This is a genomic window from Deltaproteobacteria bacterium, assembly GCA_020848905.1.
Taxonomy (GTDB): domain Bacteria; phylum Myxococcota_A; class Polyangia.
The window spans coordinates 1-12,245 of sequence record JADLHG010000069.1; the positions used below are offsets into that span (position 1 = coordinate 1).

The 12,245-nt window shown below is 69.7% G+C and carries 12 protein-coding genes; 9 read left to right on the plus strand and 3 right to left on the minus strand.

Features of this window, described 5'->3' with window-relative positions; genetic code table 11:
- Positions 1-399 precede the first annotated feature (399 nt).
- The 4 genes from IT371_28875 to IT371_28890 are packed head-to-tail and all read left to right on the plus strand — an operon-like array spanning position 400 to position 4,644.
- On the plus strand, positions 400-1,341 hold the full coding sequence (locus IT371_28875) for a carbamate kinase (protein MCC6751701.1): 942 nt from the start codon (positions 400-402) through the stop codon (positions 1,339-1,341).
- Positions 1,342-1,346: 5 nt separating this feature from the next.
- Positions 1,347-2,480 carry a knotted carbamoyltransferase YgeW gene (locus IT371_28880; GenBank protein ID MCC6751702.1) on the plus strand — a complete coding sequence of 378 codons (1,134 nt, stop codon included), beginning with the start codon at positions 1,347-1,349 and terminating at the stop codon, positions 2,478-2,480.
- A gap of 34 nt (positions 2,481-2,514) precedes the next feature.
- Positions 2,515-4,059, plus strand: coding sequence for a M20/M25/M40 family metallo-hydrolase (locus IT371_28885; GenBank protein MCC6751703.1), 1,545 nt, complete (start codon positions 2,515-2,517; stop codon positions 4,057-4,059).
- Positions 4,060-4,101: 42 nt separating this feature from the next.
- Positions 4,102-4,644, plus strand: coding sequence for a hypothetical protein (locus IT371_28890; protein ID MCC6751704.1), 543 nt, complete (start codon positions 4,102-4,104; stop codon positions 4,642-4,644).
- An 80-nt stretch (positions 4,645-4,724) separates the two neighbouring features.
- Here IT371_28890 and IT371_28895 read toward each other — a convergent pair whose 3' ends face one another.
- From IT371_28895 to IT371_28905, 3 genes are all read right to left on the minus strand, one after another.
- Positions 4,725-5,507: a hypothetical protein gene (locus IT371_28895; GenBank protein ID MCC6751705.1), complete on the minus strand. Its 783-nt coding sequence runs from the start codon at positions 5,505-5,507 to the stop codon at positions 4,725-4,727.
- On the minus strand, positions 5,507-6,058 hold the full coding sequence (locus IT371_28900) for an RNA polymerase sigma factor (protein ID MCC6751706.1): 552 nt from the start codon (positions 6,056-6,058) through the stop codon (positions 5,507-5,509). The genes IT371_28895 and IT371_28900 overlap by 1 nt, the downstream gene beginning before the upstream one ends.
- A gap of 146 nt (positions 6,059-6,204) precedes the next feature.
- The gene (locus tag IT371_28905) at positions 6,205-6,591 is read right to left on the minus strand and encodes a PilZ domain-containing protein (protein MCC6751707.1); all 387 of its coding nucleotides are present in this window, start codon (positions 6,589-6,591) and stop codon (positions 6,205-6,207) included.
- A gap of 181 nt (positions 6,592-6,772) precedes the next feature.
- Here IT371_28905 and IT371_28910 point away from each other — a divergent pair, with 181 nt between their 5' ends.
- The 5 genes from IT371_28910 to IT371_28930 all read left to right on the plus strand — a co-directional run bounded on the left by IT371_28910 (position 6,773) and on the right by IT371_28930 (position 12,227).
- Positions 6,773-8,821 (plus strand): protein kinase, encoded by a 2,049-nt coding sequence (locus IT371_28910; protein ID MCC6751708.1) that lies wholly within the window; start codon positions 6,773-6,775, stop codon positions 8,819-8,821.
- Between the two features lie 7 nt (positions 8,822-8,828).
- Positions 8,829-9,974 (plus strand): hypothetical protein, encoded by a 1,146-nt coding sequence (locus IT371_28915; GenBank protein ID MCC6751709.1) that lies wholly within the window; start codon positions 8,829-8,831, stop codon positions 9,972-9,974.
- Positions 9,971-10,654: a hypothetical protein gene (locus tag IT371_28920; protein ID MCC6751710.1), complete on the plus strand. Its 684-nt coding sequence runs from the start codon at positions 9,971-9,973 to the stop codon at positions 10,652-10,654. The genes IT371_28915 and IT371_28920 overlap by 4 nt, the downstream gene beginning before the upstream one ends.
- A gap of 102 nt (positions 10,655-10,756) precedes the next feature.
- The gene (locus tag IT371_28925) at positions 10,757-11,806 is read left to right on the plus strand and encodes a hypothetical protein (protein ID MCC6751711.1); all 1,050 of its coding nucleotides are present in this window, start codon (positions 10,757-10,759) and stop codon (positions 11,804-11,806) included.
- 31 nt (positions 11,807-11,837) lie between these two features.
- On the plus strand, positions 11,838-12,227 hold the full coding sequence (locus tag IT371_28930; GenBank protein ID MCC6751712.1) for a hypothetical protein: 390 nt from the start codon (positions 11,838-11,840) through the stop codon (positions 12,225-12,227).
- The last annotated feature ends 18 nt before the right edge of the window (positions 12,228-12,245 follow it).

The window sequence follows — 12,245 nt, forward strand, 5'->3', positions numbered from 1 at the left end:
CGGCGCAAGCGGCGGCTCGGGCCCTCGCGCCAGCCGCGGAATGGGGGGGAGGGAGGGCGGCTGGCACTCGGGACGCCGCCCGGGCCTCGCGTCACCTCGCGCCCCCTTGGGCTCCGGTGATCGCGGTGTAGCCGTGGCGGGTGGACCGCGCGCGAGGGCTCGAGGGAACCACGGGGTGATAGCGGCGGTGTGGGGCGGGGATCGATGCAAAGGCCTTGGGCGCAGTGCTGCGCCCGGGGCGGTTCACTCCCTTCTCCGGCTCACCCGAGCGCGCCGCCCCCCCTCCATACCCCATCTCCGAGAACTCGATTGCCCTGACCGGGCCGCGTGGGGGCCTTTACCCGGTCGCGTCCCCTCGAGTAATCTCCCGCCCTCAAGCCACCGCGCCGGATGGGACACATGCAGGGTTTCGTGCTCGCCACGGGAGGCAACTCGCTGCTCGATCCAGCGTTGCCCCCCACCATCGAGAATCAGTTTCGCGCGACGGCGAAGGCCATGGTGCCCGTGGCGGAGCTCCTCGCCCGCGGGGAGCACGTGGTCATCACCCACGGCAACGGGCCCCAGGTCGGTTTCATGCAGCTCCGCTCGGAGCTGGCCCAGCCGACGATGCACGAGGTGCCCCTCGATTCGCTGGTCGCCGATTCGCAGGGCGCGCTGGGTTACATGATCGAGCTGAAGCTGCGCGAAGAGCTCCGCCGCTGCGGGGCCGAGGTCCCCGTGGTCACCATCGTCACCGAGGTGGAGGTGGATGCCGACGACCCGGCCTTCACGCAGCCCACCAAGCCGGTGGGCAAGTTCTACACGCGCGAGCAGGCGGAGACCTTCGAGCGCGAGCGCGGCTGGAAGCTCGTCGAGGACGCGGGTCGCGGCTACCGGCGCGTCGTCCCCTCGCCGCGGCCCCTGCGCATCTTGCAGCTCGACACGATCCGCCTGCTCGCCGCCCAGGGGGTGACCGTGATCGCCTGCGGGGGCGGTGGGATCCCCGTCGTGCGCCGACCCGACGGCACCGAGCACGGGGTCGAGGCGGTGATCGACAAGGACCGCGCGAGCGCGCTCCTCGCCGCGGAGCTCGGAATGTCGCGGCTCGTCATCACTACGGGAGTGGACGCGGTCTATCGCGACTTCCGCGGCCCTGGGCGCGCGCCGATGCGCGAGACCACCGCTTCCGAGCTGAAGGAGCTCCTCGACCGCGGCGAATTCCCCGCCGGGAGCATGGCCCCGAAGGTCGAGGCGGCCATCGACTTCCTGCGCCTCGGCGGCGACGAGGCGCTTATCTGCCACACCGATGCCCTGCGGGAGGCCTGCGAAGGGCAGGCCGGCACCCGCGTACGGAAAGGATGAGGACCATGACGATGAGCTCCGTGCCCCCGCTCAAGCCCGAGGTGCTGCGCAAGCTGAGCGGTCGCAGCCTGCTGACGACCGAGGATTTCGACCAGGACGAGCTCGAGGCGCTCGTCGGCGTGGCCGCGCGCTTCGCGGCGCTCGACCGCGCGGGGAAGCGCACGCCGCTGCTGCCGCACGAGCTGGCCTACGCCCTCTTCTTCGACAACTCGACGCGCACCAAGTCGGCCTGGGCCGGGGCGGCGGCGCGTCTCGGCATGCAGCCCGTGATCGTGGACGGCTCCTCGACGCAGGTCGAGCACGGCGAGACCGCGGCGGAGACCGGGGCGATGCTCGGCATGAACGCCCACGCGCTCGGCGTGCGTCACGACCTGATCCTCGGCGAGGGCAATCGCTTCATGCAGCAGGTGAAGAAGGGGATCGACGACTACCTCGCCGCGACGACGAATTCGCGCTCTGTCCCGATCGTGAACCTGCAATGCGACGTGGATCACCCGACGCAGACGCTCGCGGACCTCTGCTGGCTGAAGGAGTTCTTCCCGGAGGGGATCGCGGGCAAGCGCATCGCCGTCTCGTGGGCCTACTCGCCGAGCTACGCGAAGCCGCTCTCGGTGCCGCAGGGGTTGATCATGCTCCTCCCGCGCTTCGGGGCGCACGTGACCCTGGCGCACCCCGAGGGCTACCGCTTGCTCGAGAACACGCTCGACGCGGCCAAGCGCGGCGCGGACAGGGGGGGCGGCACCTTCCGCGTGACCCATTCGATGGACGAGGCCTTCTCCGGCGCCCACGTGGTCTACCCCAAGAGCTGGGGCCCGCACGAGCTGATGCTCGAGCGCGTGGCCGCGAATCGTCGCGGCGACAAGCCGGCGATGGGGGAGATCGAGAAGCGCTGCCTCGCGCAGAACGCGCAGCACCGCGACTGGATCTGCGACGAGCGGCGCATGGAGCGGACCGAGGGGGGCAAGGCGCTCTACATGCACTGCCTGCCGGCGGACATCGGCGCGGAGGTCTCGCCCGGGATCATGGCGCGGCACAGCGTGCACGTGGCGCGCGAGGCGAACTGGAAGGTCTACGTCATCATGGCGCTGCTCAGCGTGGCCAAGGTGCCCGAGCTGGCAGCCCGCCTCGAGAGTCTCTGATCCCACACCGATCCGTTCCGGTCGAGGAGTGACCATGTCAACTAGCCTGGGCTCGCAAATTGCCGCACTCGCGGCGCGCTATCGGCCGCTCGCCGCCGAGCTCCTGAGGGAGTGCGTGCGCATCCCCGCCGACTTCGTGGACCGGCCCGTCGATCAGGGCGGGGACCCGGCGTGCGGTCTGTCGAACCACGAGCGGCCGCGCCTCGAGTACCTGCGGCGGCGGATCGTCGAGATCGGCGCCGTGGCGACCGAGCGAGACGTGTTCTTCGACGACTTTGGCAACCTCGTCTGGGTCGTCGAGGACCCGCAGGACGGGGTGGCGCCGGCCGACAAGCGCGTGATCTACCTCGACGGCCACTCGGACACCGTGCGGGCGCTGCGGCCGGCCTGGCGCGAGAAGATCGGCGGGATCGACGCCTACGACGGCGTGACGGACCCCGCGCGCATCGACCGGGCCTTTCTGCGGCGCGAGCTCGGGCACCTGCCCTCCGACGGAGACTGGGAGCACCTGCTCTTCGGTCGCGGCTCGGCGGACCAGCTCGGGGGCGTGGTGGGGCAGGTCGTGGCGAGCAAGATCCTGCGCGAGCTCATCCCGCAGGGCGCGCTGCGCGGGGCGATCGTGGTCTCGTACGCCACGGTGGCCGAGGAGGACAACGACGGGGGCGGGCCGGCCTACGTGATGAAGCACGTCCTGCCGGGCGCGGCCGCCGACCGCATCCCCGACGTGGTGATCCTGACCGAGGGGACCGGGGACGCGAAGAAGGGAGCGCTCGGGATCTACCGCGGCCAGCGCGGGCGTATGCAGATCGAGGTGGTCGTGACGGGGCGCTCCTGTCACGGGTCGATGCCCTGGGAGGGGAAGAACCCGCTCGAGCACGGCGGCGCCATGGTGGCCGAGGCCGCCCGCCGCTACGACGCGCGCGAGGGCTTCGCCGACCACGCCTTCCTCGGACACGGCACGCGCACGGCCTCGTGGGCGGTGCTCGAGACGCCGAGCGACTGCGCGGTCCCCGAGCGCTTCACCTTCCGCTTCGACCGGCGGCTGACCGTGGGCGAGACCTGGGAGCAGGCGCTCGCCGACGTGGAGAAGCTGGACGCGGTGCGGGCCGCGCGCGAGGCGGGACTCGCCGTCGAGGTGCGCGTGCCGACGTACGACGACCCGACCTGGCGCGGCTTTCGCCCCGGCAACGCGCAGATCTACATGGGCTGGGTCACGCCGGAAGATCACCCGGCGATCCGCGCGGCGGTGGCGAGCTACCGGGACGTGGTCTCCCCGCAGGTGCCGGCGGGCCCCGAGGAGCGCGGGGCGCTTCGGCGCGAACCGCGCGTGGACCGCTGGATCTTCTCCACCGACGGAGTGGGCTTTCTCCTGCCCACCCAGGACACCTCGGTGCCCGTCGGCGAGCGCAAGCGCTGGGTCACCTCGGGCGCTGTGCGGCACCCGCCGATGTTCGGCCTCGGCCCGGGGATCGAGCAGAACACGCACAAGGTGGGTGAGTGCGTCGACCTGCGCGAGCTCGAGCGCGCCATCGCCTTCTACGCCCGCTTCCCTCGCGCCTTCGTGGACGGCGAGAGCTGAGGGCCCGCTGGTGTTGCCTTGGCTGGGCGCCGAGGATGTCCGATGCGTCTAGACGAACGATGGCTCTGGCTCGGAGAGGCTGTCTCTGCGCGTGACGCGGGCGTGACCATATTTCAGGCCCACCCGGGCGCCTGGTGGATTGCGGTCGCGGCCGAGATGATCGGCCCCTTCGGGGACCGCTGCATCCTCCGCGCGGTGCGCGTCGCTTGCAGCCCAACTATCGACGGCTGTGAGCGGGGGCCCGCCAAGCTCGGCGTTTCCGAGCTGGTGCCGCGTCAACCGCTTCGGCGCGGGCCGGCCTGGCAGGAGCATCCTGAGGCGCAGCTTCCGCCGAGCGTTACCACCTACGATCGTCGGGCTCTGGACCCGGTCGTCGGGTGCTGCACGACGGATGATGCTCCGCCCAAGGTGACCTGGGGCGAAGCAGGTGGGTGGGACGAGTATCTCGATGCGCGCCCGGCACGGGGAGGAGCTCTGGCCGCGGGCTGGAACGCGCACCCACCGGGGGCGCTGATCTATGCGCTCGGCATGGTGCTCGAGTCTGGCTTCGTGATCGTGGACCTCCCGGGTGGGACGCCGGCGTGAACTCGACGCCGCGCAGCGCAGGTCGGAGCATGCTGCCGCTCGGGTCCCCTCGGTCCGGGCTGTGGCCCCGAGGCCGCCCCCTACTGGTGCGCGCGAGCGCGCCGTAGCGCGGGTAGGTTGCCGACGAGCAGTCCGAGCACGGCCGCCACCACGACACCTCCCGTGTGGAAGATGAGGTTGTGGTGCAGCTCGTTGCCGGGGCAGGTGATGTGTAGCGCCGCCTGCGCGGCGAGTGCTCCACCGGCCGCCGTGGCCACGTACTGCGCGGCGCTCTTTACGGCGAAACGCCGGCCGAAGAGCACCGCCACCGCAAAAAGCGGCAGGAGCGCCGAGACGGCTTCCACGGTGATGCAGATGCCGCCGTGCCCCCACGAGACGGCCGACGTCCCGGCCCCGATCACGCTCAGCGCCACGGAGGCGATCCCCGTCGCGACGAGCAGTCCGCTCCGCCGCTTCAGCACGAGCGCGAGCAGCACGCACGCGACGAGCATGAAGCCCGCGCTGAGCGCCCACGAGAAACCGAGCGGGGGGTACTTCTTGGCCAGCGCGAGGAGCGCGCCCCAGCCGGCCGCCCCCGCGATGGGGAGCATGAACTGCGGCAGGCGCGAGGCTTCCCGCACCTCACCCTGGGACCAGACCGGCTCCGAGAGGATCTCCGCCGCGACCCGTCGCATCACCTCCGGCGACGGGGGCGGCGGGGCCGGGAGCTCGCCTAGCAGCGCCCAGAGGCGAATCCCCTCCTCAAGCGTGGCGCGGCACCCCGCGCAGGCTTCCGCGTGGGCCCACGCGGCGCGACGCTCGTCGTGGTCCTCGGGCAGGTTGGCCAGGGCGGTCGCCTGATCCTTGAGGCGCGTGCAAGACATCACACCGCCTCCCTTTCGGCGATGAGCGGGGCCAATCGCTTGCGGAGCTGTTCGTAGGCCCGAAAGGCACGCAGCTTCACCGCACCCTCCGTGGTCCCGAGCAGCTTCGCAATCTCATCGAACGTCATTCCTTCATACCGGTGGAGATGCACGACGACGCGCTGCGACTCCGGCAGTCCCTCGAGCGCGGCCCTGACCTGGGCCGCCTTCTCGGCGTGTTCGAGCGCTGTCGCCGCGTCCAGCTGCGGTGGGTCCGCGGGATCGATGCGCGGCTCGAGGTCCGCAACCCCCGTGCGTTCGGGACGCCGCCCGCGCCGGCGCAGCTCGTCCACGCGCACGCGTGCCGCGATGGTAAAGACCCACGGGCGGACCGGCTCCCCGGTGCGATACTCGGCCCGCGCCCGATGCACCTTGAGAAAGGTGAGCTGCATCAGGTCGTCGGCCACCGCCGGGCTGCCGAAACGGCGCAGAAAGAAGCCGTGCACTCGCGGGCCGAGGCGCGAAAATAGCGCCTCGAACGCTCGTCGGTCTCCTTGTGCATACGCGGCCATGAGGGCCTCGTCCGTCGGCTGATCCTTCACCGTCTACGCTCCGCTTCCGTCCTCCGTTATGGGCGCCGAGCATACTCCCCGCTCAGACGCGCGCCAACCACGGCGCGACAGGGCAGCGCGACAGGGTCCCTGGCGGGGAACGCCTCTCAGACCACGCCGAAGGGGGAGGGGAGCGTCGTGTTGGGGCCGAGGTCGAGATAGCGCTCGATCATCCGTCGGTGGGAGGGGGCGAGCGAGGTGAAGCGCACCGCGGCCAGCTCGTAGCGCTCGTGGCGCCGCGACCGCAGGATCTGCCCGCGCGCGGCGATGAGCACCTCCGAGCCCGGCAGGGTGAACTCGAGCCAGCATTTCTCTCCCTCGATCTCTACTCCCTCCGAGACCTGGGCCAGCACCATCCCCCGGGTGCTGATGTTGGAGGCCTGGCAGAGCACGGCGCGGGAACCGATGCGTTTCCGCACGGCGATGCAGATGCGAGCCCGCTCGGCCTGTCGTCGTTCTTGCGGTGGAAGGGCTAGAGAAGCGCGGAGTGCCATGTCGTGTACTCAGATGTACTACATGTCCTACCCGCGCGCAAAAAATCCGTCCATCCTTCCGGTCGTGTCCGGTCCTGTCCGAACGGGGCCGAGATTCCGTCGCCTTCGCGCATGAGGTACACTGGCGCCCTTCGGTGAGAACGTATCATTTAGACCCTCGTTTCCTTCGGGGCGCGTGCCCATGTCCTTGATGATCTGTCCCGCCTGCCACCGCGAGTTCGATCAGGGCTATCTGAAGTGCCCGTACGACGGCACGCCCCTCGTGGACGCGCGCTCCGCGGCGGCGCACGACCCCTTCATCGGTCGGCAGCTCGCCGGGACCTACCAGCTCGTGCGCCTGCTCGGCATGGGCGGGATGGGCTCGGTCTACGAGGCGCGGCACGTGCGCCTGGACACGGCCTTCGCGGTGAAGCTCCTGCACCCGCAGCTCAGCCTCAACGAGGAGCTCATCGCGCGCTTCCACCGCGAGGCGCGCTCCGCGAGCCAGCTCAAGCATCCTCACATCCTCGAGGTCTTCGACGTCAACAAGACCGAGGACGGCATCCACTACATCATCGAGGAGTATCTCGCCGGTCAGCCGCTCGCCGACCTGCTCGCCGCCGAGCCCGTGCTCCCCGTCGAGCGCGGCGTGGCGATTCTGGTGCAGGTCTGCGACGCCATGGCCGCGGCGCACAAGAAGGGGATCGTGCACCGCGACCTGAAGCCCGAGAACATCTTTCTGGTCGACGATCCGGTGCGGCCGGACTTCGTGAAGGTGCTCGACTTCGGCATCGCGAAGATGCAGCAGGAGGGGGCGAAGCAGCTCACCCAGACCGCGCAGGTGATGGGGACGCCCGACTACATCTCGCCCGAGCAGGCCGCGGACAGCAAGGCCGTGGACGCCCGCAGCGACATCTACTCGACCGGCGTGGTGGTCTACCGCGTTTTCACCGGGCGCCTGCCGTACGAGATCGAAAACCCCATGCTGGCGCTCGAGGCGGTGAAGGTGCAGGACCCGGTGCCGCCGCGTCAGCGTCGCCCCGACCTCCCCGCGCCCATCGAGGCGGTCATCGCGAAGGCCATGGCGCGCAACCCGGCCGACCGCTTCGCCACGATGACCGACCTGCGCCTCGCGCTGCTCGCCGTTCCAACGCAGCTCGGCCTCCACGGCGGCGCGATCCCGCAGACCATGCGGCACACGCCCGTGCCCCGCACGCACGTGAGCGGGCACGGTGCCGCGCGGGCCGACGCCACGGGACCACGGGACAACGTTCCCACCGCGCCGACAGCTCCGGGCGTTCCCCCGGGGCGGACGGGTCCCCCGTGGCCCGACGCGCGCATCACGCCGGGGCGCATGACCCCTGACTTCTCGGGGCAGCTCGGTGCGCGCACGGGGCACGACGCCTCCGCGCGCAAGAAGCCGCCCGTCGCGCTCCTATCCGCCCTGCTCGTGCTCCTCGGCGGCGGAGGCTATGCCGTCTACCGCGTGACGCGGCCCGCGACGACCGTGCAGTCCGATGCCGGTCTGCCGCGTGCGGCCGACGCGGGTCGCGCTTCCTCGCCCGACGCGGCGGCGCCCAGGCCCGATGCGGAGGCGACGCGCCGGGCTGACGCGGCGGCTGTCGCGAGCGATGCGGCGGGGACGGTGCACGCCACGGCGCGCGCCACGGTGCGCATCAAGGCGGCCACGCTGACCATCGGTCGCGACGACGGCACCGAGCTCGAGCGGCCGAGCCACTCCTGCACCGTGGCCGACGTCGAGCTGGATCGCGCAGAGGTCTCGCAGGGGGCCTTCGCCACCTTCCTCGCCAGTCCGGCCGGCGCGCCGCTGCGCAAGGACAAGCGCTGGCGGGGCTTCAAACCCGCCGGCGAGGCCGCGCTTCGTTCGGTCACCCAGGTGACCTGGCGCGAGGCCGACCGCTACTGCCGGAGCCGCCCCGGGCGACGTTTGCCGACGGAGGCCGAGTGGGAGCTCGCCGCGCGCGAGCACGCCGCGGAGTTCACGAAGATCATCGGTGGCGTCGGGGAATGGGTGGCCGACAAGTTCGGCGCCTACACCAAGACCTGCGGCAAGCGGACCACGCCGCCGCCCAAGTTCCGCTACGGCGGGGCCTGGACCAAGCTGCGCGTCATCCGCGGCGGCAGCGACCGCGATCCGAAATCCCAACTGACCCCTACCCACCGCTTCGTATTTCTCGAGGACAAGGGCTTGCCGATGGTCGGTTTCCGGTGCGCCCACGACGTGAGGTGACAAGAGCATGCGAATCCTACACATCCCGGCCGTGCTCGCGGGCGCCCTCTTCGGCGCCACGGCGCACGCTCAACTCGCGCTTCCCACGGCCCCCGACAAGGGCGAAGGGATCGACGCCTACCTGAGCAAGACCATGAAGGGGGGCAAGGGGGCCAAGGGCTCCCCGGCCTCGCGCGTGGACGCGCTCAAGGCGCAGCTCGCCGCCATCGAGGAGCTGCGCAAGTGGGCCTCCACCAACCGCTACGACCTGCAGCAGATCTACAGCGACTCGCTGGCCAACCTCCAGCAGGCGCGCACCGCGATCTACCGCAGCAAGGGACAGGCCGCCCCCGCTTATACGGCCCCCACCGGCTTCGAGGTCGAGACCGCACGCCCGGATAACGGTTCCACCTATCCGACGAGCTCGGCCTACACGGTGGCGGTCGTGAACCCCGACGACTTCTACATCCACGTGCAGGCCTATTTCCCCGAGGAATGGGTCAAGGAGGCGCGCAACATCCGCATCGCCTGGTACCTCTTCGACGAGCGCTACCTGCCGATGGCCTCGCCCTACCAGAATCTCACCAAGGCCATGTACGTGGACGACTCGTACTCGGCGCCGGCGGCCTATCGCTCCACGCGCTACTCGCACCACGTGCAGGGTTTCGGCCTCGCCCCCGGGCGCTACTTCATCGCCGCGGTCTTCTCGAGCTACGACAAGGCCTACAGCCGCGAGACGCAGGTGAGCCTCGGGGTGATGCGCGTGAAGGACCCGCCGCTGCCGAGCGTGAAGGTCCAGCTCCCGCACTATCGCAACTGGTACCGCACCTACTCGAGCGAGATCGAGCTGACCGACGCCAAGGCGACCGTCGCGAAGGGCGGGGTCATCCAGCTCACCGGCGCCTTCACCCGCAAGAATTTTGCGAAGGACGTCGCCCCCGCCTACGTGGATGTGGTGGCCGAGTCCTCCTACACGAAGAAGGCGCTCCTGCGCGAGCGCCTGCCGATCAAGAGCGCCACGACCAAGCTCAAGCTGGCCATCAAGGGACACGGTCTTCCGGCGGGGAGCTACACGCTGCGACTCAACGTGTGCACCGAGCACATGGCGGGCACGACCTACAAGTACCTGACCGGTAGCCGCGGCGAGAAGCTGCTCCAGGTGACGATCCCATGACGATGCGAATGATCGTGAGAGGTGTGTCCGCTTCCGTCCTGTCCGTCGCGCTGCTCCTCGGGGGGGCGGCCGGCGCCCAGCCCAAGGCCGCCAAGCCCGCGAAGGGCGCCAAGGAGAAGGGGCCGTCGCCGACGCAAGAGGCCGAGGAGCTCCAGAAGAAGATCGACCAGGAGCTGCAGTGGTTCTTCTCCTATCAGGTGGAGGGGGCGACCTACCGCAGCCGGCTCAAGATCCTGCAGTCCGAGTGGCACAAGCTGTTCGGCGAGATGGGGACGAAGGAGAAGCCCAAGCAGGCCAAAACCCTGCCGCCGCCGCTCTCGGGCTTTCGCATCGACACGGTGAGCGCCAACGACGGACTGAGCGCGGAGACGGCGCAGACGACGACCGGTTGCAAGAAGCGGCGCGGCTGTCGCGTCTGGGTCTGGGTCTCCTTCGCCAAGGATCTGGTCACGAAGCAGGCCAAGTTCGAGATCTCCGCGGACCTCTCTTCGGCCACGGGGAGCTCGCGCTACGCCGTGCCGGCCAAGGAGCTCACCGCGCGCGAGGGGAGCATGGCCATCGATCTGGCGCTGGACCAGCTCTACATCTACAAGGGCAAGTACACCGGCACGCTCAAGGTGCTCTGCGAGGGTCGCTACCTGAGCAAGCCCTTCGAGCTCGAGCTATTCGACACCTTCTAGTCGCGAATCCGATCGAACCCAAACGCTCAGGCGAATGTTGCGCTCTCCGACGGCGTGACATACCATCACCGGCGATCCAAGCCACCTGTGGAGGAAACGGCTATGCGCACAATGCACGTGGTAGCTGTAGCTTTCGGCCTGGCCCTGCTCGGGCCCGGCTGCAAGAAGGACGAACCGAAACCCGAGGAGCCGAAGACCGATCCGAAAGCAGCGAAGGAACCCCCGAAGAAGCCCGAAGAGCCAGCCGGAGGTCCCGGGGCTCTCGCCACCGATACCGCCTTCGCGGCGGGCAACGTCCCGGCCGCGAGTCTCACGCTCAAGACCAAGCTCGACATCCCCGGCTTCGGGGGCAAGGGCGAGGGCGACGTGAAGAAGGCCCAAGAGGGCTCGGTGATGACCCAGAGCATGGTGGTCGCCGACGAGCGCGGCAAGCTGACCTTCACCACCGAAGACGGCTTCATCCCGAAGGGGACCGAGCTGCGCTACAACCCGGCGACGAAGAAGTACGTCCTCTCCGACCCGGGCAAGAAGACCTACTGGGCGCTCGCGGGGGCCGAGGTCGGCAATCTGCTCGAGGGCGGTCCCTCGGTGACGCGCAGCGCGTACACCATCACGCTCAAGGACGGCAAGGACAAGGCCAAGGTGGCGGGCATGGAGACGGTGCAGACCGACGCCGTGCTGGGCTTCGACTGGAAGGTGAAGAGCAAGGACGGCGAGAAGTCCGGCAAGGTGAAGGTCAACCTCACCATCTGGCACGCGGCCGACGCCAAGCTCAAGGAGGCCTGGGGCAAGCTGATGGTGGATTTCCTGACCCTGCCCTTCCAGGACGCCGAGGGCCAGAAGGTCGTGGACCAGCTCAAGGCCAAGGTGAAGTTCCCGCTCAAGTGGTCCATGGAGATCGTGAACGAGGGGGGCGCGAAGGAGAAGGGCGAGGCTCATCCGAAGCTCGTCACCGAGGCGCAGACGGTGGACGTGAAAGAGGTCGCGAAGTCGGAGCTCGCCACGCCGCCGGCGGGGTTCAATCCGGCCACGGGGCCCTACGAGTTCGGCCAGGGAGGCCAGACGGCCAAGGAGGACCTGCTCGCCAAGTTGCCGGCGAAGAAGGGCACGCCTCCGAAGGATGTTCAGCCGCCCCCGAAAGAAGCCAAGTAACCACCGCGACGCCTAGACGGAGACAACGCGCATGACAACCAAGCTGATGAAGAATGCCGTGATCGCCGGGCTCGCCGTGATGGTGGCCGGCACCTGCATGCTGAGCTCCCGGGTAGCGCAGGCCAACCCCCGCCCCGTCGCCGAAGCCAAGAGCCAGCGTCTCCCCGATGACGCGCTCCAGGTGAAGGTCGTCGGACACGAGAAGGGGCGCGAGGTGCTCCAGGTCCGGAACATGACCCCGTTCCTCGTGTACATCTACATCCAGGGCGTCCGCATCGGGTGGCTCGGGCCCTTCCGTAGCGGGCTGCTCCACGGACTCGCGGTCGGCTATCACAACATGTACGGACACAGCCAGTGGGGGAGCACCTACTGGGGCCCGCGGCTGGTCTGGGTCCCCGGTACCTGGAACCTCTTCCGGTAGTTTCGCCGTAGCCGCTCG